At 27.3% G+C, this 22,726-nt stretch carries 20 protein-coding genes; all 20 read right to left on the reverse strand.

Annotation, left to right across the window (positions count from 1 at the left end):
* Positions 1-23: 23 nt before the first annotated feature.
* The gene (fabZ, locus tag ACTTA6_RS02955; RefSeq protein ID WP_440614439.1) at positions 24-470 is read right to left on the reverse strand and encodes a 3-hydroxyacyl-ACP dehydratase FabZ; all 447 of its coding nucleotides are present in this window, start codon (positions 468-470) and stop codon (positions 24-26) included.
* A gap of 3 nt (positions 471-473) precedes the next feature.
* On the reverse strand, positions 474-977 hold the full coding sequence (locus ACTTA6_RS02960; RefSeq protein ID WP_440614440.1) for an OmpH family outer membrane protein: 504 nt from the start codon (positions 975-977) through the stop codon (positions 474-476).
* Positions 977-3,226 carry an outer membrane protein assembly factor BamA gene (gene bamA / locus ACTTA6_RS02965; RefSeq protein WP_440614441.1) on the reverse strand — a complete coding sequence of 750 codons (2,250 nt, stop codon included), beginning with the start codon at positions 3,224-3,226 and terminating at the stop codon, positions 977-979. The genes ACTTA6_RS02960 and bamA overlap by 1 nt, the downstream gene beginning before the upstream one ends.
* Before the next feature lie 6 nt (positions 3,227-3,232).
* Positions 3,233-4,405 (reverse strand): 1-deoxy-D-xylulose-5-phosphate reductoisomerase, encoded by a 1,173-nt coding sequence (locus ACTTA6_RS02970; protein ID WP_440614442.1) that lies wholly within the window; start codon positions 4,403-4,405, stop codon positions 3,233-3,235.
* Positions 4,402-5,052 carry a phosphatidate cytidylyltransferase gene (locus ACTTA6_RS02975; RefSeq protein WP_440614443.1) on the reverse strand — a complete coding sequence of 217 codons (651 nt, stop codon included), beginning with the start codon at positions 5,050-5,052 and terminating at the stop codon, positions 4,402-4,404. The genes ACTTA6_RS02970 and ACTTA6_RS02975 overlap by 4 nt, the downstream gene beginning before the upstream one ends.
* Positions 5,052-5,726: a polyprenyl diphosphate synthase gene (gene uppS, locus ACTTA6_RS02980; protein ID WP_440614444.1), complete on the reverse strand. Its 675-nt coding sequence runs from the start codon at positions 5,724-5,726 to the stop codon at positions 5,052-5,054. Before uppS ends, ACTTA6_RS02975 begins: the two co-directional genes overlap by 1 nt.
* Complete coding sequence (gene frr / locus ACTTA6_RS02985; RefSeq protein WP_440614445.1) at positions 5,723-6,274, reverse strand: ribosome recycling factor; 552 nt, start codon at positions 6,272-6,274, stop codon at positions 5,723-5,725. The genes uppS and frr overlap by 4 nt, the downstream gene beginning before the upstream one ends.
* A complete protein-coding gene (gene tsf, locus ACTTA6_RS02990; RefSeq protein ID WP_440614446.1) occupies positions 6,275-7,126 on the reverse strand; it encodes a translation elongation factor Ts in 852 nt (283 codons plus the stop codon).
* 1 nt (position 7,127) lies between these two features.
* Positions 7,128-7,946, reverse strand: a complete 819-nt coding sequence (rpsB, locus tag ACTTA6_RS02995; protein ID WP_440614447.1) for a 30S ribosomal protein S2 — start codon at positions 7,944-7,946, stop codon at positions 7,128-7,130.
* Between the two features lie 129 nt (positions 7,947-8,075).
* Positions 8,076-11,492, reverse strand: a complete 3,417-nt coding sequence (gene dnaE / locus ACTTA6_RS03000; RefSeq protein ID WP_440614448.1) for a DNA polymerase III subunit alpha — start codon at positions 11,490-11,492, stop codon at positions 8,076-8,078.
* Positions 11,485-12,162, reverse strand: a complete 678-nt coding sequence (locus ACTTA6_RS03005) for an ABC transporter ATP-binding protein (protein ID WP_440614449.1) — start codon at positions 12,160-12,162, stop codon at positions 11,485-11,487. The genes dnaE and ACTTA6_RS03005 overlap by 8 nt, the downstream gene beginning before the upstream one ends.
* Positions 12,155-13,384 carry a lipoprotein-releasing ABC transporter permease subunit gene (locus ACTTA6_RS03010; RefSeq protein ID WP_440614450.1) on the reverse strand — a complete coding sequence of 410 codons (1,230 nt, stop codon included), beginning with the start codon at positions 13,382-13,384 and terminating at the stop codon, positions 12,155-12,157. The genes ACTTA6_RS03005 and ACTTA6_RS03010 overlap by 8 nt, the downstream gene beginning before the upstream one ends.
* Entirely contained in the window at positions 13,381-14,715 is a 1,335-nt protein-coding gene (proS, locus tag ACTTA6_RS03015; RefSeq protein ID WP_440614451.1) for a proline--tRNA ligase, read from the reverse strand. Before proS ends, ACTTA6_RS03010 begins: the two co-directional genes overlap by 4 nt.
* A 1-nt stretch (position 14,716) precedes the next feature.
* On the reverse strand, positions 14,717-14,962 hold the full coding sequence (locus ACTTA6_RS03020; protein ID WP_440614452.1) for a DUF1467 family protein: 246 nt from the start codon (positions 14,960-14,962) through the stop codon (positions 14,717-14,719).
* A complete protein-coding gene (locus ACTTA6_RS03025; protein ID WP_440614453.1) occupies positions 14,962-16,620 on the reverse strand; it encodes a ribonuclease J in 1,659 nt (552 codons plus the stop codon). Before ACTTA6_RS03025 ends, ACTTA6_RS03020 begins: the two co-directional genes overlap by 1 nt.
* A 1-nt stretch (position 16,621) precedes the next feature.
* Positions 16,622-17,368 carry a type III pantothenate kinase gene (locus ACTTA6_RS03030; protein WP_440614454.1) on the reverse strand — a complete coding sequence of 249 codons (747 nt, stop codon included), beginning with the start codon at positions 17,366-17,368 and terminating at the stop codon, positions 16,622-16,624.
* 5 nt (positions 17,369-17,373) lie between these two features.
* The gene (locus ACTTA6_RS03035; protein WP_440614455.1) at positions 17,374-17,910 is read right to left on the reverse strand and encodes a biotin--[acetyl-CoA-carboxylase] ligase; all 537 of its coding nucleotides are present in this window, start codon (positions 17,908-17,910) and stop codon (positions 17,374-17,376) included.
* Positions 17,910-19,328, reverse strand: a complete 1,419-nt coding sequence (gene nuoN, locus ACTTA6_RS03040; RefSeq protein ID WP_440614456.1) for an NADH-quinone oxidoreductase subunit NuoN — start codon at positions 19,326-19,328, stop codon at positions 17,910-17,912. Before nuoN ends, ACTTA6_RS03035 begins: the two co-directional genes overlap by 1 nt.
* A gap of 1 nt (position 19,329) precedes the next feature.
* Positions 19,330-20,811 carry an NADH-quinone oxidoreductase subunit M gene (locus ACTTA6_RS03045; RefSeq protein WP_440614457.1) on the reverse strand — a complete coding sequence of 494 codons (1,482 nt, stop codon included), beginning with the start codon at positions 20,809-20,811 and terminating at the stop codon, positions 19,330-19,332.
* Positions 20,811-22,724, reverse strand: coding sequence for an NADH-quinone oxidoreductase subunit L (gene nuoL / locus ACTTA6_RS03050; RefSeq protein WP_440614458.1), 1,914 nt, complete (start codon positions 22,722-22,724; stop codon positions 20,811-20,813). The genes ACTTA6_RS03045 and nuoL overlap by 1 nt, the downstream gene beginning before the upstream one ends.
* Positions 22,725-22,726 lie beyond the last annotated feature (2 nt).

The raw sequence follows: 22,726 nt of genomic DNA on the forward strand, positions 1-22,726 counted from the left end.
AAGTTATCAATAATTATTGCTGTTTATTTCTTATCTACAATAGTCGCAGACCATATTGCATCTGCCATTTTTATTTCATCTACAAAAGCCTCACCCTTATATTTCCACACTCTACCGTGAGATCTTATTGCTTCAATCTTTAATATTAATTTACAATCAGGTATTACTGGATTTCTAAAACGTGCCTTCTCAACACCCATTAGAAAGACTAATTTATTTTCATATGTAGATTTATCTAAACCATGTGCTGTGAGGGCAGCAGCAGCTTGACCAAAAGACTCAACAATTAATACCCCTGGCATCACAGGTTGATCGGGGAAATGTCCTTGAACAAAAAAACTATCTTTTTTAACATTAACTATACCAGTTGCAGATTGAAGTTTTTTTATATCACACAATTCATCAATCAATAACATTGGATCTCTGTGTGGCAATAAATCAATAATTTGTTTTTTATCAAGTCTTGTCATTATCTATAGGATTTTATTCAATTGTTCTATAATATCATCAGTAATATCTAAATTATTTATACCAATATATACATTTTTTTGCTCAAATAAAATATCTATTGAATTTTCGCTCATAAAATTTTCTATTATTGGATTAATTTCTAAAAAAAAATTATTTAAAATTTTATCTCTTCTTTTCTCAATATCTTCAACCATGTCGTTTTTTAATTTAGCGTAAGATTCTAATTTATTTTTAAATTTTATTAGTTCTAATTGAAACTCAGTTTCAGAATAAATATTTTTCTTGCCCTGAAGTTCTTTATCTTCATTGCTAATTTCAATTTCTTTTTCTTGCAAAATTTTGATATTTTTTTCATTAACTAGTTTAATTTCTTTAAGTAGAGATTTACCATAATTTGAATCGTTTAAAACTTTGTCTATATTAATAAAAGCTAAATTCTCCTGAGTATAAGCGTTGCCTGTTATTAATATTAAAAAAAGAATATAAAAAAATCTTTTTAAAATCATTAAAATGTAGTTCCTAAATTAAATCTAAAACTTTCTGCTATATCAGTGTCTGCTTTGGAAATTGTTTCTGCAAAAGTAAAATTCATAGGTCCAACTGGAGTTAGCCAATCAATACCTATTCCAACTGAGCTTCTAATTTTGCTGTTATCATCAATTGATGAATCATAATCTACGCCCCATACATTTGCGGCATCTAGGAAAAATAAAAAATCAATTGTTTGTGAATTTTCTAAAATTTGTGGAATACTTGATGAAAAGTTAAATGCTGTGGCATAATTACCTCCTATAAAATCTTTACCATCTTTAGGGCCAACCTTGCCGTTTTCAAAACCTCTAAGTCTACTTGAAGGTAAAAAAATTCTTTCAGATAATTTTACATCATCATTAGATAAAGACTCTACAGTCTTAATATAAAAAGAAAAACTTGTAATATTTGCATCATATAATTCAGTAAAATATTGATAATTATAGGTGTTTCCTAAGGTATTTTTTTCACTTAAAATTGGTAAATCTAAAAAATACCTATTTCTATAGCCATCATTAGTTTGAAATTTTTGGTTTCTTTTATCAAGATCAAAATTTAAATTGAGAAACGTATCCCAATAATCTCCCTGCTGTTTTTTCTGTCTTGCTGAAGCTGTTGTATTCGTATCAATTTTTTCATAGAAATTTGATGTGCCGATACCTAAATTAAGATCATCAAGATATTCAAAATATGTTCCAACTGAAAAACCGTATTTATTGGTTTTATAACCAAAAGATTTCAACTTATCAGTTTCAGATGTTTCGGCAGAAAAATAAATAGATTTATCAGAATCATTAAAGTTAGGATTTGTAACTTGAAATTTTCCTTTTACACTATCTTCTTTAAGGAAAATGTTTGAGTCCAAACTTATTCCTCTACCAAGATAATTATTTTCCCTTACAGCAAACAAAATACTTGCGCCATCCGTTCCAAAACCTGCTCCAGCAGAAACTTCTCCTGTGGCTTGCTCTTCCACTGAAATATTTATTATTTTTGAATTTTCTTTACTTCCATCTAATACCTCTGAATTTACAGATTTAAAAAATCTTAAACTTTTAATGTTGTTTAAAGATTTATTAGCTAAAATTTGATTATAAGGGTCACCTTCATCGATTATGAGCTGATTTCTTATAACATTTTCTCTTGTAACATTGTTTCCAAAAATGTTTATTCTTTCAACAAAAAATTGTTCAGTTTTTTCAATATTAAACTCTATATTAATCTTATTCTCAACTATACTTTCGTTTACATTGGCTTTAATTGACTCAAACTGTTCTTCAAGTGTAATGTTGTCGATTTTTTCCAACATTTCCTCCACCAAGTTTATCGAGTATTTTTTACCTTTTAATTCATTAAAATATTTTTTTAGATCAACGAAATTTTCATCATCAAAATCAAATGGCAAATTGATACTAATATCATTAAAATAAAATTTTTTATTAGCATTTATATTAAATAAAAGCTCAAATCCATCAGTACCAACAAGCTTTGCAAATGAAGTATTTATTGCAACATCATAGTAACCTTGGTTACGGTAATAATTTAATAATAGTTTTTCATCAAAAGCAATTAAATTTTCATTCAAATATTTTTTTCCTGATATGAATTTCCAATATTTATATTCCTCACTAGCAATGACTCTTTTAAGTTTTCTATCTTTAAAAACTTTATTTCCAATAAATGATATTTTTTTTATTTTCGCTTTTTTACCTAGATCAACCTTGTAGGTAAGGTTTACTTTGTTGTCATTTAATTCTGTTAATAAAATATCTACATTTGAAAAATAATAACCTAAATTCTTTAAGGAATTTTGGACTTTGATTTTATCATTTTTAAGAATTATTTCATTATATGAAGATCGTGATTTTAATTGCAAGTCTTTGTAGACTACATCTTTTGTTTTGTTTGCCTTGATACCCTCATAATAAATATTTTCAATAATAGGAAATTCTTCAACTTTGATACTTATAATATTATTTGAAAACTCTACTTCAACGTTGTTAAAAAAATTACTTTCATAAACATTTTTTAAAATTTCATTTAGATAGTTCTGATCAATTTTTTTTTGTTCCTCGATGTTAGCAAACATTAAGATTGTATCATTTGATATTCTATCATTTCCACTTATTTCAATACTTTCAAAATTATTTGCATAAACATTTTTTATGTTTAAGGATAGAATTATTAAACATAAAAAAAGATATCTTGAAATTCTTGAAATCATCACTTTCTATACACTTTTTGTATTTAATTTTAAACGTACATATTTGTTTATTTTAGCAATATCTTCAATTTTTTGAGGAATTTTTTTTTTTAGATTTGCAAACTCTTTTAAATTTAAAAATTTTAAAATTTTTCTTGAAATATCATTATAACTTATTTTGCTATTTAGATATAAATTAACTAATTCATCATTTGATGCCACTAAAACTGTATCAAACAATGATATTTTGCTCGGTATTAAATTTAATATATCGATAGTCGGAAATTGTTTTTTTTTAACTTTAGACAAATTCAATTGATTAATCTTATTGATGTCTAACTTATTAGATTGATAGAAATTTTTTTTAGTCCTATAAATTGAATTAAATATTGGTATTTGCATTGTTGTTTCATGGGCAACAAATTTAATCATACCATCATTAAATTCAATTATTGCATGAACATAAGATTTTGGATGAATTAATATAGATAATTTATCTAAACTTAAATTAAATATATTTCTTGCTTCTATAATTTCAAAAATTTTATTCATCATAGTAGACGAATCTACAGAAATTTTATTACCCATTTTCCAGGTTGGATGTTTTAAAATATCTTTAACTTTTAAAGTTAATATTTTTCTTTTAGGCATATTTAATAAAGGTCCACCAGAGGCAGTAAGGTAAATTTTTTTTATATTTTTAATATTATGGTTTTTAATTGCATACCAAATAGAAAAATGTTCGGAATCAATGGGTATCATTTGTGTTGAATTTTTTTTCAATTCTTTTTTTATTAAATTCCAACCACAAATAAGTGACTCTTTATTAGCAATAGCGATTGTTTTAGTTAACTTAATCATATTCAATGTTGGCTGAAGTCCAGAGATACCTACTATCGAGCTCATAGTATAATCAACTTTAGTTTTTATAATTTTCTTTAAATAATCAAGATTATTAAAAATATTCAAATTATGATTTTTATTTAGTATTTTAAATTTTTTATATGATGCTTGATCAGTAATTATAACGTTTCTAACATCATATTTTCTGGTCTGACTTAACAATTCCTTATAGTTTTTATTTGCCGTTAAAAGCATGATTTGAAAGTCTTTTTTATCTTTCTCTATAACTTTCAAAGTAGATTTTCCTATAGAGCCTGTTGATCCTAAAATTACAATTTTTTTTTTTCTATAACTCATAATAAAATTTTCTGAATTAATAAAAAAATATATAAAAAGAAAAAAACAAAAATCATACCATCAATTCTATCTAAAATTCCACCATGGCCTGGAATAACTTTTCCTGTATCTTTAATTTTAGCTAATCTTTTAAAATACGAAATTGTTAAATCACCTATTTGACTTATTGTTGATATTAAAAAAATTAATAAAGTTAAAAGATAAATTGATGCATCAAAATTATTTAATTCAAAAAAATAAATAAAGCTAAACGCAGCACTAAGAGAAAATAAATAACTTCCTATTACACCAGAAAAAGTTTTATTTGGGCTAATCTTAGATAATTTGGGTCCTTTAAAAAGTTTGCCAAAGATAAAACCACCTATATCAGTTGAAACACAAATAATTAAAATAAGTAGTAAATATTTTGGATCATCATTGAAATCATTTCTAATTCTATAAACAGCATAAAAAGAAAATAAAATTAAAATAGATCCAAAAATACTTACTAAATTATATTTAGTCATTTTACACCATTCAATTATAGAAAGAATTAAGCATGCTGATAAAAAAAAATTAAAATAAATAGATCCTTTTATTACAACAAATAATGACAAAGGTATTAAAATAAACGAGCTAATAGTTCTTTTTATAAATTCATTCGGCACTAAATAGCTCCAAAGTTACGTTTTATTTTTTTGAACTTATTTAAAACTCTAATATAGTCTTTTTTGTTAAAAGATGGCCATAATTTTTTTTCAAAAAAAATTTCTGAATAAGCTATTTGCCATAACAAAAAATTACTTAACCTACAAGTATTACCTGTTCTTATTAGTAAATCAGGATTTGGTATATTCTCTGTAAAAAAAAATTTTTCTAAATTTTTTTCATTTATTGAAATTTTTTCTTTAATGATTTTTTTTATTGCTAAAATTATTTCATTTTTAGATCCATAATTAATTGCAAGATTTACTTGAATTTTTTTATTATTTGATGTTTTTTTTTCAGCTTTAGTTAAAAGAAGGTTAATTTTTTTTGTAAAATTTTTACTTCCAAAAAACTTAAGTTTAATTTGTAAATTATTTAAATCATCTAATTTTTTTACTAGGAAATATTCTAGTAGCTTAAATAAATAATTTATTTCTTTTTTAGGTCTTTTCCAATTTTCAGTAGAGAATGCATATAAAGTTAAATATTTTATGTTTTGTTTTATTGATTCCTTGATAATTTTTTCAATAGTTATTAATCCTTCTTTATGACCAGCGTTTCTTGATTGTTTGTATTTTAATCCCCATCTCCCATTGCCATCCATGATAATGGCTACATGTTTTATAGGGTTCATATTGTCATTATTTCTTTTTCTTTTGAAGAAACTTTTTCATCTACTGATTTAATATGGTTATCAGTAATTGTTTGGATGATTTTTTCTTTTGATTTCTCATCATCTTCACCAATTTCCTTAGATTTTAACATTTTCTTTAAATCTTCATTAGCTTCTCTTCTTATGTTTCTTATTGAAACCTTACATTTTTCACCAATTGATTTGATTAATTTTTTTAATTCAGATCTTCTCTCTTCATTAAGCTCTGGGACAGGAAGTCTTATTAATTGTCCATCAATTTGAGGATTAAGACCTAAATCTGATTTTTTTATTGCAGCATCTAGTAAAGGTACATTGTTAGCATCCCATACTTGAATATTTATCATTCTAGGTTCGGGAGTTGTTATGCTTCCAATTTGATTGATTGGCATTTGTTGACCGTAAACATCAACTTTGACTAGATCTAACATTGCAGCATTAGCTCTACCTGTTCTTAGAGATGATAATTCTTTAGAAAATACATCTATGGCTTTATCCATTTTTACACCATAAGATTTCTCGTCAAACATCTACTCTCCTATTTTTATTCTGAAAAATTCCTTAATTTTTAAATCAGCTATTGAAAGTTCTTTTACAATATCTTGAACTTTTTTCTTAGGTTCCATTACCCAAGCTTGAGTTAAAAGCGCATTTTCTTCTTTAAATTTGTTCATTTTTCCTAAACTTATTTTTTTAGCTATTTCATCAGGTTTGCCTGAATTCTTTAGTTCCTCAGCAACAAGTTCTTGTTCTTTATCAATTACTGTTTGGTCGATTAAATTTGACTCAAGTGCTAAAGGATTTGAAGCTGCAATATGCATAGATAATTGTTTACCAAAAGATTTAACTGTATCTGATTTATCATTCGTATCAAGAGATACTAATACAGCTAATTTTGCTACATTATCTTTTACAACTGTGTGTAGGTAATAGTTGTTTACTCCACTTTTATTTTCAATAGTTTTTGATTTTCCAATTGTAATTTTTTCACCGATTTTTGCAATTAGCGCTACCAAATTATCATCTACACTCTGGCCATTTTTCATTACAGCTTTTTTTAATTCATCTTGATTAGAGCTGTGATGGTTGTTTAATTCACTTAATTCTTTAACAAAGCTTATAAAGTCATCATTTTTTGCAACAAAGTCAGTTTCACAATTTACTTCTATTACAGAAGTTTTGTTTTCATCACCTGATACTACAACAACACCCTCTTTAGCATCTCTGGACATTTTTTTTGACGCTTTTGATATTCCTTTAACCCTAAGAATTTCGATTGCTTTATCTAGATCTCCACTAGACTCTTTGATTGCTAAATTACAATCTTTAAATCCAGCACCTGTTGCTTCTCTTAATTTTTTAACTTTTTCTATATCACTCATTTTAGTTTAACTTTCCTTTATCTTCGTTAGAGAATTTTTTTTCTAACTTTTCTCTATCAATTTCTTGAATAGTTTTATTTTTATCATCACCATTATCTATTTTTACTGTTTCTTGCTTAGGTTCAGACGATTGAATTGAACTTTTTGCATTATTGATCGTTTCTTTAATTAGGTTGCAGTATAGATCTATAGCTCTTCTTGCATCATCATTACCTGGTATTGGATAGTCAATATGATCTGGGTTAGAATTACTATCTAGAATAGCAATTATAGGAATACCTAATTTTGATGACTCAGCAATAGCTAATGATTCATAATTAGTATCAATTACAAAAACTAATTCTGGAACTTTTTTCATTTCTGCAATTCCACCCAATGATCTTTGAAGTTTGTCTTTTTTTACACTCATCTTAAGAAGTTCTTTTTTAGTAAAACCTCTATTTTCAGCAGCTAAATCAATTTCTAACTTTTTTAATTTTTTAATTGAATTAGATATTGTTCCCCAATTAGTTAGCATTCCACCTAACCATCTATAGTTTACAAAATACTGATCTGTATCTTTAGCAACTTCAGCTATAGCCTCTGATGCTTGTTTTTTAGTTGAAACAAATAAAATTTTTCCATTATTTGCTATTGTATTATATACTTTTTCTAAAGCTACTTTAGTTAATTCAAGTGTCTGAGTTAAGTCTATAATATGAATTGAGTCTCTTTTTCCAAAAATGTATTTCTTCATTTTTGGATTCCATCTCAAAGTTTTGTGTCCAAGATGAACACCAGCTTCTAATAATTGTTGAATTGTAACGTTAGGTATTTTCATATTTATTCCCGGTTAAGCCACCACAGTAATTTCCAATTAAGGACCGGAGGTATAAAACCAACAACTGTGTGCGTGTTAATTTAATTTAATGGTTATTTACAAATATTTGTTAAAATTGACAAGTTTTATTTAACTAATTTCTGCTTGAATTTGCTGTTTTCTTAAAAGATTTAAAGATTTTCTATCAAGATTCATTGGTTTTTTTAGTTGAAAATTTAAAATTTGATCCTCTGTTGAGAGATTAAATTTTACTTGGGTTTTACCGTCTTGATTTAAGAATTTTGAAATCTCTTGGATTTGTTCAATAGATTTCACATTAAAGGATATTTCATTAATTGGACTATTAAATAAATCTTTTAAAGAAGCAATTTTTTGAACATTAATTCTTTTAAAACGGTTTTCATCATTAGAAATATTCTTAACTAAGGTCAAAATTAATGAGCTGCCTTCTTTTAGGATTTCTCTATTTAATTCTAACAAATCTGAAAAAATAAATATTTCAAATACACTATTTAAATCTGTTAACTTTAAAACAGCATACGCATTTCCTTTGGCAGTTTTTCTCTCTTGAACTTTAAGTAATGTTGCAGCTACATTAACATTTTCTGAATTATCATCTGATATAAATTTTTCATAATCATTAATTTTATAGTCTTCAAAAATTTCTGTAAATTGATTTAATGGGTGATCAGATATAAAAAATCCTACTGCTTCAAATTCTTTTGATAATCGCTCTTCAAATTTCCAATCTTCTATTTTAACGATAATGTCTTCCTCCGTTTCAATGTTATCAGAAAATAAATCTATTTGATTAGCTAGTTTATTTTCAGAAATATTTTTATTTTTTAAAATTAAATTAGGTATTGAGTTAAAGATTGCTTGTCTATTTGAGTTTAAATTATCAAATGCTCCTGCTTTTACTAATCCCTCTAATTGTAATTTATTTATATCTTTGGGATTAACTCTATTTATAAAGTCATTAATAGATATAAATTTTCCATTTAACTCTCTTTCTTCAACAATATTAGAAATTGCCTCATAACCTACAGCTTTAATTCCACCTAAGGCATAATAAAATTTTCCATCAATAGTTCTAAAATCAGCAAAACATTCATTAATATCAGGTCTAATTGTTTCAACATTAAGTCTTTTTAATTCTTCATAAAACTCACTTAATTTATTTTGATTAGAAATATCCATAGTCATTGATGCAGCAATAAATTCTTTAGGATAATAAGTTTTTAAATATGCAGTTTGATAAGAAATTATTGCATAAGCTGCAGCATGACTCTTGTTAAAACCATATTCTGCAAAAGGTTCAATTTTTAAAAATATTCCAGCTGCAACATCTTTAGCAATACCGTTTTTAACTGCTCCAGCAATAAAACCTTGTTTTTGTTTCTCTAGTTCTGCTCTCTTCTTTTTACCCATTGCTCTTCTCAAAAGATCGGCTTGACCAGCAGTAAATCCTGAGAGTTTTTGAGCAATCTGCATTACTTGCTCTTGATAAATAATTACCCCATATGTGGGTTTTAAAATATCTTCCAACAATGGGTGTAAGTAATCAGGTTTTTGCTTTCCATGTTTGCAATCATTGTAAGTTGGTATATTGCTCATTGGGCCTGGTCTATATAATGCTACTAATGCAATAATATCTTCAATATGATTTGGCTTCATATGAAGCAAAGCTTCTCTCATTCCAGCACTTTCAATTTGAAATAAGCCCACTGTTTTACCAGATGATAATAGATCAAAAACTTTCTGATCATCAAAATCTATTTCTTCAATATTAAATTTTTTATCTTTTTTTCTAACTAATTTTTGAGTGTTATTTATTACAGTTAGAGTCTTTAACCCTAAAAAATCAAATTTAATTAAACCAGCATTTTCAGCTGAATACATATCAAATTGTGTTGAAGGTAAAAGTAAATCTGCAGAAGTATCTTTATATAAAGGAACTACTTCTGTTAATTTTTTATCTGCAATAACAACTCCTGCTGCATGAGTAGCGACGTTTCTATTAAGACCTTCTAATTTTAATGATAACTCTGTTAATTTTTTTACTCTAGAATCTTCATTAATTAGCTTTTGTAATCTTGGCTCTCCAGCTATGCATTGGGTTAGATTTTGAGGTCTGGAAGGATCAAAAGGTATCATTTTTGATATGCTGTCAATAAACCCATAAGGTAATCCCATAACTCTACCAACGTCTCTGATCACCATCCTTGCTTTAAGTTTACCAAAAGTAATTATGTGAGCTACACTATCTTTGTATTTTTTTGTTAAGTATTCAAAAACAAGGTCTCTTTTATCCTCACAAAAATCTATATCAAAATCAGGCATAGAAATTCGATCTGGATTTAAAAATCTCTCAAAAATTAAATTAAACTTAATTGGGTCAACATCAGTAATTGATATACACCAAGCAACCAATGATCCAGCACCTGAACCTCTACCAGGACCAACTGGTATATCATTTTCTTTAGCCCATTTTATATAATCAGATACAATTAAAAAATAACTCGAATATTGCATTTTAATAATTATTGAAAGTTCATGATCTAGTCTTTCTTTATAAAGAAGAAAATTTTTATCATTTTCAAGTTCGCTATCTTTAACATTAAAAACTTTTAAAAATTTATCTCGCAGTCCTTCTAAAGAATATTTAGTTAAAAGATCATCTGCATTACCATCTTTATCAGTACTAATGTTTGGCAATATAGGATTAGAGAATAATGGTCTAAAATTACATCTTAAAGGAAAGTTATAATTGTTTTCTAATGCCTCTGGTATATCAGCAAATAACTCTGTCATTTCAGAGTTAGTTTTTAAATAATGTTGATCGCTTAATTTTAATCTATTTTTTTCATTAATATATGTTTTGTTACCAATACAAATCAAAGCATCATGCGCTTCGTGCATATCTTTTGATAAATAAAAAACCTCATTAGTAGCAATTATTGGTATTTCTAGTTCTAAAGAGTTTTTTAGATTAAATTTTTCAAACCCATTTTCATTAGTGTCGTTGTGTCGTTGAATTTCTAAATAAAACCTATCTCCAAAAACTTCTTTAATTTTTGAATAAATTTCGTTTATTTCTGTAAATTTTCCTTTATCAAATAATTTTCCAAAAAGACCTGAAACTGTACCTGAAAAAACTGAAACACCATGAGAACTTTTTAATAATTCATCAAAATTTACATGAGGGTCACTTAATTCATCATTTTCTAAATATGAATTCGAGGACAATTCAATAATGTTTTTATAACCTGTTTCGTTCAAGGCAAATAATGGTAACAATCCAGTTGTATCATTTAATTTAAAATTAATTTGAGTACCAATAATTGGCTGTGTTCCTGATTTAGAAATTTTTTCTGCAAATTCTAAAGCTCCACATAAATTAGAAGTGTCACTTATTCCTAAGGATTTAACTTTGTTTGATTTGCAATATTCTTGTAAATCATCAATCTTGGCCGCACCTTCACATATAGAATATTGTGTATGGACTTTTAGATGATTAAAGTTTTGATTTAATGACTCAGACATTAGATGATTTTATAATACCATCTCTCATCTCCAATAGGCAATCTGCCTTATTAGCAAAAAATCTATTGTGAGTTGCAAATATTATTAATCTATCTGATTTTTTTTGATTATATAAAAGTTTAAAAACTTCTTTTGCTGTATTCATATCCAAACTACCTGTTGGCTCATCAGCTAAGATTATTTCAGGATCATTTACTATAGCTCTTGCTATAGCCACTCTTTGAGCTTCACCACCTGAAAGTTGAGAAGGAAAATGATTTGATCTGTTAGAAAGACCAATTTTTTTTAATAATATTTTAGCCTTAGTATTTGCTAGCTCTTTATCATTACCATTAGCAAGTGATGCTAGATAAATATTTTCTAGAGCGGTAAAATCAGGAAGAAGATTGTTTTGTTGATAAACAATACCAATTTTTTTTGACCTAAAAATATCATTTTCTTCTGTATCATTAAAATTAACTTGATTTTGATTAAACATAATTTGACCCAAAGAAGGTCTGTCTATTAAAGAAATTAAATTTAACAAAGTTGATTTACCTGAACCTGATGGGCCCATGAGTGAATAAATTTTACCTTTTTCAAAATTTTGTGACAATCCTTTTAAAACTTTAATCTTTTTTTCAGTTTCAAAACTTTTAGATATATTTTTTAATTCTAAATACTTACTCATATTTTAAAGATTTAATTGGATCTAATCTAGCCGCTTTAAATGCTGGAAAAATTGATACTAAAATAGTTATAATTATTGAGCAAACTGAAATTAGAATAATTGATGTCGGATTAATTTCAGAAGGCATCTTGCTTAAAAAATATATTTCTTCAGGAAATAAACTTATATTAAAAACTGAGCTTAGAAATTGTCTAAAATTTTCAATATAAATAGAAAAAGTTACACCTAAAAAAATACCGAAAATTGTTGCAGAAGTACCTATTATTACTCCAACTAAAAAAAATATTTTAATTATTGATTTATTTAGTACTCCAATTGATTTTAAGATGGCAATATCCCTTGTTTTATTTTTTACTAAAATAGTTAATCCTGAAATAATATTAAATGCAGCGACAATTATTATTAATGACAAAATAATAAACATGACATTCCGTTCTACTTTAAGAGCTAAAAATAATGAACTATTCATATCTGCCCAACTAAAGACAAACTCATCATCAAAAACTTGTTTAACAATTAATTTTTTGGACTCAATATTATTTGGATTTTTCAAATAAATTTCTAAATTTCTTTCGTTGGGATCAAATCCAAAGAACTCTTCTAAAACATTAAGTTCTATAAATGCAATATTGTTATCAAATTCTGCTAAACCACTATTAAAAATTGAATTAACAATAAAAGTTTTTTGTTTCGGCATACTGCCAATTATTGTTTGAACACCGGATGGTGACATTAGAGTCAATTCATCTCCTATTTCAAGATTTAGAGAAAAACTTAGTTCGCTTCCAATTGATATAAAATTTTTATCAAATTGATTTAATTCACCTTTAAATTTTTCGTTTGTTAATACATTTAAATTTAAAAGATCATTGAGTTTATAGCCTCGTAACACTATTCCTTTAGTACTATTGTTTTTTAGAATAATTGCCTCTCCTGAATTACTAAAAATAATATTCTTAGAGATTAACTTTAGTGTATTATTTATTTTATCTTCATCTATTGAATTTGAATAAGGTTTAACAGTAATATGTGAATTAAATCCTACAATTTTATTGATTAATTCTGTTCTAAAGCCGTTCATTACTGACATAACAATAATAAGAACAGCAACACCTAGACTTATTCCGATGAAGGAAAATATTGAAATAACATTTAAAAAGCCATCCTTTTTTCTAGCTTTTAAAAATCTTAAAGTAATTTCTTTTTCTAAAGTAGAAATCAAATTGAATTTTTTTGTTTATTTATAATTTCTATAATTTTGCTTAAAGGTAAGTTTTGAGTTTCACCACCTGTTTCTTTAAACTCTAATAAATCACCTTCACTCTTCTTTCCGATGATAATTTGATACGGAGCCCCAATTAAATTCATTTTTTTAATTTTGGATGAAAAATTTTCATCAGTGTCATCAATAAGAGCATCAATATTATTTTTTAATAACTCACTGTTAATATTATTGGCCTTAACAAGTGCTGAATTATCGTTTTTATTTATCATCGGTATCAATGCAATATCATATGGAGCAACAGACAATGGCCATTTCATGATTTCATTTTTTTCATCATATTTTGCCTCTATTATTGCCCCAACTAGCCTTGATACACCAATTCCATAAGAACCCATTTTAACAAAATCTTTTTTTCCACCTGGTAAATCTACTGATGCATTCATAGGTTTTGAATATTTGTCGCCAAAATAAAATATGTGGCCTACCTCAATGCCTTTTGTGATTAATTGATTTTCCTTAGAAACTATTTTTTCAAACTCATCTTTGTTAAACTTTTCGTCAGTCACAGCATAATATTGCTCATATTTTTTTCTCATTTCTTCTAACGAAGATTTTTCTAATTGAGTATCATCACTGTTTAAGTCAAAAATTCTTTTATCAGTAAAAATTTTACTTTCTCCTGTGTCTGCTAGGATAATAAATTCATGAGATAAATTTCCTCCAATTGGACCTGTGTCAGCAGCCATAGGTATTGCAGTTAGATCTAATCTTTTAAAAGTTTTTAAATATGAAAGAAAAAATTTATTGTAAGAAAAAAAAGCTTCTTCGTCTGATACATCGAATGAGTAGGCATCTTTCATATAAAACTCTCTCCCCCTCATTATTCCAAATCTAGGTCTTATTTCGTCTCTAAATTTCCATTGTATGTGGTACATAAGTTGGGGTAATGATTTATAAGATTTAATTGAAGATCTAAAAATTTCTGTAACTTGCTCTTCATTGGTAGGTCCATAAAGCATTTCTCTATTTTGACGATCAGTTATTCTAAGCATCTCCTCACCATAATCATCATATCGACCACTTTCTTTCCATATCTCACTAGATTGAATTGTTGGCATTAATATTTCTTGAGCTCCAATCTTAATTTGCTCTTCTCTAACAATTTGTTCTATTTTTTTCATTACCTTAAAGCCTAAAGGTAACCATGAGTATATTCCTGCAGAAGCTTGCTTTATCATACCAACTCTCAACATTAATTGATGAGATTTAATTTTTGCTTCAGAAGGATTATTTTTTAATATCGGAATAAATGAATTTGATAAAAGCATCTTAACTAATCATATTTCTTAAATTTAAATATTCAAATTTTATTAGTAAATAAATAATGATAAAAATTACAGTAGTTATAGCAGTGCAATACAAGAATTTTTTCAACATTTTTGGATTTTCAGGTGACCCTGTATCTTCACCGTCAATTTTTACTGTTTTTGCTCTGTTTACATCAATAGGAAGTATAGCAAAAAAGACTATCCACCATATAATTACATAGATAATTGCTAAACCAGTTACACTCATTAAATTCTAACTAAGTTAATATTAGTGAAAGGTTTTTTTCCCGTTCTTTCCTTGGAAAATTTCCTACAGGCAATTTTCAATGCATCGATTAAATTATGCTCTTGCTGCTTGCTTCCAATTTTAAAAGTCCTAGAAGTTTTTTCTATTTCTTCTTCTAGTCCATAAACAAATTCTTCTCTATCGTCTACTGGCAAACCACGAAAAGAAAGCACAGGATTGTTGTGAATATTTCCTTTAGGTGTTATCATTAAAGTTACTTCAAGATATCCATTAGCACTCAAATTTTTTCTATCTTTTATTGACTGTGAATCTGGATCAACACTTACATTGCCATCTAAATATAATCGACCACTTGGAGCTTTGTCGTAAACTTCAGGAGGATTACCAGGATATAACCTAACTATATCACCATTTTCTACTTGTACAGGATATGGAACTTGCATTTCTTTTGCAAAATTTATGTGTTCTATCATGTGCCTATGTTCACCATGTACAGGTATTACACATTTAGGTTTAACCCATTGATACATTTCTTTTAAATCTTCTCTATTTGGATGACCAGAAACATGAACAAATTCAGTTTCTTCAGATATAACTTCTATACCATCTTTAACAAGTTGGTTGTGCAATTTATAAAGTTTTTTTTCATTTCCAGGTATAATTTTTGATGAAAATATCACAGCATCACCTTTTTCAATAAAAACATCAGGGTGTACATAGCTAGAAATTCTCATCATAGCTCCCATTGGTTCTCCTTGGCTACCTGTACAAAGATAAACTATTTTTTCTCTTGAGAAATTTTTAGCTTCACGGGGGTCAATTGGTTCAATTGTATTTTTTAAATATCCACATTGACGTGCAGCTTTATAAATACGATGCATCGATCTCCCAACTAGTGAAATTTGTCTTCCTGTTTGTTCAGCACAATAAAATGCTGTCTCCATCCTTGCTACATTAGATGCAAATGAAGTAATTATAATTCTCTTTTTCAATCTCGACATTACATTTAACATATTTTTTCTTACATCAAGTTCAGATCCAGACTTGCCGGCACTAAAAACATTAGTAGAGTCACAGATCATTGCTAATACTCCTTCATCACCAATTTCTTTTAATCTCTTCTCATTTATATTGTCACCAATAATTGGATTGGGATCTACTTTCCAATCTCCTGTGTGTAAAATTACACCAGCGGGAGTTTTTATTCTCAAGCCATTGGGTTCTAAAATTGAATGAGTTAAAGTTATATATTCAATTTCAAATGGATCTAATGAAACAGTTCCATTTAATTCAACAATTTGTAAATCATTAGTAATATCTATTTGTTTTTCTCGAAACTTCTCTCTAATCAAAACTGCTGTAAATGGAGTAGCAAATATTTTACATCTTAATTTTGGCCATAAATGTGCGATTGCTCCAATGTGATCCTCATGAGCATGAGTTAAAACTATACCCAACAAGTTATCTTTTCTTTCAACAATAAATCCAGGATCAGGATAAATTAAATCAACACCTGGTATAGTATCATCAGCAAAAGTTACACCAATGTCTACCATTATCCATTTATGATCACTTGGTTGACCGTAACCAAACAAATTCATGTTCATACCAATCTCACCAGATCCACCTAGTGGACAAAATAACAATTCATCTTTCATATTATTTTATTTGCTCAGAAATCTTTATTAGACCTTTAATTGTAATATCTTGGTTATGTTTAACTTTCGATTTTATTGAACTTGTAAATAAATCAGAAAATCCACCTGTCAATACAACTTTAAAGGATTTTCTTGTCTCTTTCTTAATTAAATTAATCATATTGTCAATTAAACCAGCATAACCCCAAAAAAAACCTGATCTAACAGCAGAAAGTGTGTTGTTGCCTATTACTTTTTTCATACGTTTAAGCTCAATTTTTGGGATTAAAGTAGCTTTGTCTGACAAAGTATTAAGAGACAACTTAATTCCAGGAGCTATTATTCCTCCCATATACGTATTTTTTATTAAAACATCAAATGTTGTAGCGGTACCAAAATCTAAAATTATATAATTATTTTTGTTATCCAATAAGCTTATGGCATTTGTAATTCTATCAGAGCCTACCTGCTTGTAATCAACTTTAATTTTAATCATTGATTTTAAATTCAAATTTTTTACTTCGTTGCATTTAACTTTGGTAATTTTAGAAAAGTAGTTTTTTATAATTTTAAAAGTGTTTGGGACAACACTACAGAACAATATTTTTTCAATTTTATTTATTTGAATTTTATTTTTTTTAAATAAGATTTTTAATTGGTTATTACTTATGTTTTTTGAAATAAAAGTAATTCTTTTTAAAATTTTATTTCTTTTGGAAACTAAATAAATTTTAGTGTCAGTATTTCCTATATCACCTAAAATATACATATTAATTAATTTATTTTATACATTTTTGATATTCTACTTTCAAAAACTAGTTTCAAATTTTTTTCTAATTCAGATTTATTAATTTTTTTTCCTGTTATTCCATATAAATTTGTAGATGGATAATTTTTAACATTTGGATTTTTTATTACATTAATTCCTATTCCTGTAATTAAAAATTTTTTATCCGATTTCGTTATAATTTCTTGTAAAATCCCACTAATCTTTTTTTTATTAATTAATAAATCGTTTGGTTTTTTAAAGTTAATTTTATTTTTAATATATTTAGAGAGTGTTTGTTTAACTAAATTACAATTTAACTTTGTAACTCTTTCTATTGAGAATTTATTTTCATCAAATGGATGAAAAAAAGAGGCAAATAAATTACCTTTATATGAAATCCATTTTCTTCCATACTGACCTCGACCACTAAATTGTTTTTCAGCAACAACCATACCAAATTTATAGTTAGTTTTTTTTATTATTCTTGCAGCTGTGTCGTTAGTACTTTTTATTGTTTTAAAATTAAATTTCTTAAATTTCATTAAATAATATTAATTCTTGATACTACCTCAATTAATTGGCTTGGAAATATGAAGTATAAAAGAATTAATATTGTAGAAAAAGTTAATGAAAATTTTAACCATAAACTATGATCTGTATCATATTTATCTTTTTCTTTATCAAAGTACATAATCTTGATTATTCTTAAGTAATAGAAAGCTGCAACAACAGTAGATAACAATCCAACAATAGCTAAAAAATACATTGATTGTTCTAAAACTGCTTTGAAAACATAAAACTTTGCAAAAAATCCAGCTAATGGTGGTATCCCTGCCAATGAAAATAATATTACAAGAAAAGAAAGTGATAATAATGGATGATTTTTTGATAAACCAGATAAGTCATCAATATCCTCGTAATATTGATTATTCCTTCTAAGCATTAACAAACAAGAAAAAAGGGCCAAATTCATTACAACATAAATTGAAATATAAATTATTGAACTTTGAATTCCTTCATTTGAAGCAGTGGCAAGACCAGCCAATGTATAGCCTATGTGTCCAATAGAGCTATAAGCAACTAGTCTTTTGATGTTTGTTTGTCCAATTGCTGCAATTGCACCAAATAGCATTGAGGCAATAGATAAAAATACAATTATCATTTGCCATTGATCGATTAGATGTAAAAATGGAACATATAAAAATCTAATAAATACAGTTAACGCAGCAATTTTTGGTACCATTGTGAAAAATAAAGTTACTGTAGTTGGGGATCCTTCGTATACGTCTGGTGCCCACATATGGAATGGTACTGCTGAAATTTTGAATGCTAAACCTACTAAAATAAAAACTATCCCAAAAGTAAGTACATACTCATTTGAATTAAGTTGTGTGGAAATCACATCAAAGTTCGTAGATCCTGAAAAACCATAAATTAGTGAACATCCATAAAGTAATAATCCTGATGATAATGCACTTAATACAAAATATTTTAAACCTGCTTCAGATGATTTTAGTTGATCTCTGTTATAAGTTGCTAAAACATATAAGGCTAATGATTGTAACTCTAGACCCATATAAAATACAATTAGATCATTAGAACTAATCATGACCATCATTCCTAGTACAGAACTCAAAATTAAAACTGGATATTCAATATTAAAAATTTTAAAAATTTTTAAATAACTAGAAGAAATAACTAATACTAGAAAACCACCTAACAATGTTATTATCTTCATAAATGAAGACATCTTATCTATTACAACACTACCGTTAAACAAAGTTTCTCTGTGTACAGAGAAAGTTTCGTTAATAGCTATTATAGCAGCAATTAAAAATACAAATAAAGACAAGTTAAAAGTAATTCCTGAACTATTTTTTTTAAACACTCCCAATACAAGTAAAAACATTATTGATAATGAGATAAAAATTTCAGGTAAAATTAAATTTAAATTCTCCATATTATTTGCTCGCTAAATTAATGTTATGCATATTTATTAAATCTGAAACTGAAACCTCAATTGTATTAATCAAAGGATCTGGATAAAAACCAAAAAATAAAGTTGGAATAGCTAAACAAGTTAAGATTAAATATTCTGATTTATTTAAATCTAACATTTTCTTTAAATCCTCATTAACTAATTTTCCAAATACAACTCTTTTATATAACCAAAGCATATAAGCAGCCCCTAATATAACTCCTAGGCTTGCTAAGACAGCTACTAAAAAATTATCCTTAAAGGCACCCATTAAAATTAAAAATTCACCAATAAAACCACTTGTTCCGGGTAATCCTAAAGCGGCTAATGTAAACAACATAAATAAAATCGAATACTTTGGTATTATGGCAACTATACCACCATAAGAATTTATCATCCTTGAATGCATACGGTCATAAACAATACCAACACATAAAAATAGAGCTGCAGATACTAATCCATGGCTAATCATCTGAATTATACTTCCCTCGATACCTTGTTGTTGAAGAGTAAAAATACCTAAAGTTACAAAACCCATATGTGCAACAGAAGAATATGCAATTAGCTTTTTCATATCTTCCTGCATTAAGGCGATAAAAGAAGTAACAATTATTGCTATAACACTTAAAGTATAAATAAGTGGCGTAAATACTTCCGAAGCTATTGGAAATAATCCAAGTGAAAACCTAATAAAACCATATCCTGCCATTTTTAACAAAATAGCAGCTAATAAAACTGAACCGGCCGTAGGAGCTTCAACATGAGCATCTGGTAACCAAGTGTGAACAGGCCACATAGGTGTTTTTACTGCAAAAGAACTAAAAAAAGCTAACCATAATAAATTTTGGTATTTAGCGTCAATTCCAATTTCATAAAGTTTAACTACATCTGTTGTACCTGATATCCAGTATATTGAAATGATCGCAACCAGCATTAAGACCGATCCAAGCAAAGTATATAGAAAAAATTTAAATGCTGAATAAACACGTTTTGGACCACCCCAAATACCAATAATTAAAAACATTGGGATCAATCCAGCCTCAAAAAATAAATAAAAAATAACTAAATCAAGTGCACAAAACACACCAATCATGAAACTTTCCATGATTAAAATTGCAATTAAAAAGTCTCGTAATCTATTTTTTACTGAATTGTTAACTGAAATGATACAAAGTGGAGTTATAAAGGTTGTTAAGATTATAAATAATATCGAAATTCCATCAACACCAACTTTATAATTAATAAATCCTTCAATCCATGTTCTATCTTCAACAAATTGAAAATCAGATATACTTTGGTCAAAAGATATCCACAAATAAATAGAAATTAAAAAATTAACTATACTTGTAAATAAAGCTACATATTTAGCCGTTGAATTATTTCCATCTTTATCTTTTGTAAAAAATAAAAAAAGAGCTCCTATAGTAGGTAACAAGATTAAAGATGATAAAATTGGAAAACTCATTATTTAACTATCAAAAAGGTTAATAAAGCAGAAAAACCTAACAACATTACAAAAGCATATTGATAGATAAAACCACTTTGAAATTTATTTGCTTTAATTGAACATTTTTTTATAAAAGAAGAAATTCCATCTGGACCAAATCCATCTATTATAGTTCCATCACAGACTTTCCATAAAAATGTTCCAAGTTTTTTCGATGATTTAATAAAGATAACCTCATACAACTCATCGAAGTACCATTTGTTAACAAGGAAATTGTATAAAGGTTTATTCATTGACGCTATTTCATTTGGCAATTCTTTGTTCTTAACAAATAAATAATAAGCAATAGGTATTGATAGGATAACTAAACTAGGTGTTAAAAGTAAAAACCATGTCGGTGGATGTTCTGTGCTCAGTGGTTCTAAAAATTTGATTGATTCTGACCAAAAGTAATTGTCACCACCATGTCCAATGAACAAATCTTTAAACAAAACGCCTGCAAAAATTGCACCAATAGAAAGCACAAATAACGGAACAAGCATTACCAAAGGTGACTCGTGCGTTTCCTCAATTTTAATCTCTTTATTATTATATTTGCCATGAAATGTTTTGAATATTAGTCTCCAAGAATAAACTGACGTTAAAAATGCAGTAACTATTCCAATACCAGCTGCATAGTAACCTGTAGTATTTCCTTTCAAATATGCAAATTCAATAATTGCATCTTTTGAATAAAAGCCTGATAAGAAAGGAAAACCTGTCAAAGCAAGGGTACCTATAATCATTAAAGCATAAGTGTAAGGTAATTTTCTCCATACACCTCCCATGTTATTAATGTTTTGCTCATCTTTAAAAGCATGGATTACTGATCCTGATCCTAAAAATAATAAAGCTTTAAAAAAGGCATGTGTAAATAAATGAAACATAGCTACATTGTAAGCGCCAACCCCAGCTGCAAAAAACATATAACCAAGTTGGCTACATGTTGAGTAAGCAATTATTTTTTTAATATCTGTTTGAACTAAAGCTACCGTTGCAGCAAAAAAAGCTGTTGTCATTCCGACTACAGTAATCAAATTTAAAATTACTGGAGAAAATTCATAAATAGGTGAGCATCTAACAACTAAAAATACGCCTGCAGTAACCATTGTTGCAGCATGAATTAGAGCAGAAACTGGTGTTGGTCCTTCCATTGCATCTGGCAACCAAGTATGAAGTAAAATTTGAGCTGATTTACCCATAGCTCCGATAAATAACAATAAACAAACCAAATCTATCGCTTTAACTTCAAAACTTAAGAAGGATAAATTTTTATCTACCACAGTTGGAATTTGCTGGAAAACTTCATCATAATTTACAGTTCCAAACAAATAAAAGACTAAAAAAATACCTAATGCAAAACCAAAGTCACCTACTCTATTAACAACAAAAGCTTTGATTGCAGCTGCATTAGCACTCTCTTTTTTAAACCAAAAACCAATTAAAAAATATGAGCAAAGTCCAACTCCCTCCCAACCAAAAAATAGTTGAATAAAATTATCTGATGTTACAAGCATTAACATTGCAAATGTAAATAATGATAGATAAGCCATAAATCTTGGTTTATGTGGATCGTGAGACATGTAACCAATGGAATAAATATGAACTAATGCCGATACAGAAGTAACTACAACCAACATTACAGCTGATAGAGGATCAATTAACATTGACCAATTAACATCGAGTGAACCTGAATTAATCCAAGTTGCTATAACAATATTTTCTTCATATTGATTAATGATTACCTGATATAAAACAATTATTGATAAAATCGCAGATATAGAGACTAATGCACTAGTTACTATTTCAGAATTTCTATCACCAATGTAACGCCCAAAAAAACCTGAAATAATTGATGCTATTAGTGGAAGAAATAAAATTGAAAGTTCCATTA

The sequence above is a fragment of the Candidatus Pelagibacter sp. HIMB1636 genome (assembly GCF_052047675.1).
GTDB lineage: Bacteria > Pseudomonadota > Alphaproteobacteria > Pelagibacterales > Pelagibacteraceae > Pelagibacter.

Excerpts from the sequence above, each read along its gene's own strand:
- uppS (WP_440614444.1), bottom strand. The coding sequence starts at position 5,726 with ATGAACCCTATAAAACATGTAGCCATTATCATGGATGGCAATGGGAGA.
- fabZ (WP_440614439.1), bottom strand. The coding sequence starts at position 470 with ATGACAAGACTTGATAAAAAACAAATTATTGATTTATTGCCACACAGA.
- nuoN (WP_440614456.1), bottom strand. The coding sequence starts at position 19,328 with ATGGAGAATTTAAATTTAATTTTACCTGAAATTTTTATCTCATTATCA.
- proS (WP_440614451.1), bottom strand. The coding sequence starts at position 14,715 with ATGCTTTTATCAAATTCATTTATTCCGATATTAAAAAATAATCCTTCT.
- rpsB (WP_440614447.1), bottom strand. The coding sequence starts at position 7,946 with ATGAAAATACCTAACGTTACAATTCAACAATTATTAGAAGCTGGTGTT.
- tsf (WP_440614446.1), bottom strand. The coding sequence starts at position 7,126 with ATGAGTGATATAGAAAAAGTTAAAAAATTAAGAGAAGCAACAGGTGCT.
- bamA (WP_440614441.1), bottom strand. The coding sequence starts at position 3,226 with ATGATTTCAAGAATTTCAAGATATCTTTTTTTATGTTTAATAATTCTA.
- ACTTA6_RS03025 (WP_440614453.1), bottom strand. The coding sequence starts at position 16,620 with ATGAAAGATGAATTGTTATTTTGTCCACTAGGTGGATCTGGTGAGATT.
- ACTTA6_RS02960 (WP_440614440.1), bottom strand. The coding sequence starts at position 977 with ATGATTTTAAAAAGATTTTTTTATATTCTTTTTTTAATATTAATAACA.
- ACTTA6_RS03045 (WP_440614457.1), bottom strand. The coding sequence starts at position 20,811 with ATGAGTTTTCCAATTTTATCATCTTTAATCTTGTTACCTACTATAGGA.
- ACTTA6_RS03030 (WP_440614454.1), bottom strand. The coding sequence starts at position 17,368 with ATGTATATTTTAGGTGATATAGGAAATACTGACACTAAAATTTATTTA.
- ACTTA6_RS02970 (WP_440614442.1), bottom strand. The coding sequence starts at position 4,405 with ATGAGTTATAGAAAAAAAAAAATTGTAATTTTAGGATCAACAGGCTCT.
- nuoL (WP_440614458.1), bottom strand. The coding sequence starts at position 22,724 with ATGGAACTTTCAATTTTATTTCTTCCACTAATAGCATCAATTATTTCA.
- ACTTA6_RS03005 (WP_440614449.1), bottom strand. The coding sequence starts at position 12,162 with ATGAGTAAGTATTTAGAATTAAAAAATATATCTAAAAGTTTTGAAACT.
- dnaE (WP_440614448.1), bottom strand. The coding sequence starts at position 11,492 with ATGTCTGAGTCATTAAATCAAAACTTTAATCATCTAAAAGTCCATACA.
- ACTTA6_RS03035 (WP_440614455.1), bottom strand. The coding sequence starts at position 17,910 with ATGAAATTTAAGAAATTTAATTTTAAAACAATAAAAAGTACTAACGAC.
- ACTTA6_RS03020 (WP_440614452.1), bottom strand. The coding sequence starts at position 14,962 with ATGAGTGTAACTGGTTTAGCAATTATCTATGTAATTATATGGTGGATA.
- frr (WP_440614445.1), bottom strand. The coding sequence starts at position 6,274 with ATGTTTGACGAGAAATCTTATGGTGTAAAAATGGATAAAGCCATAGAT.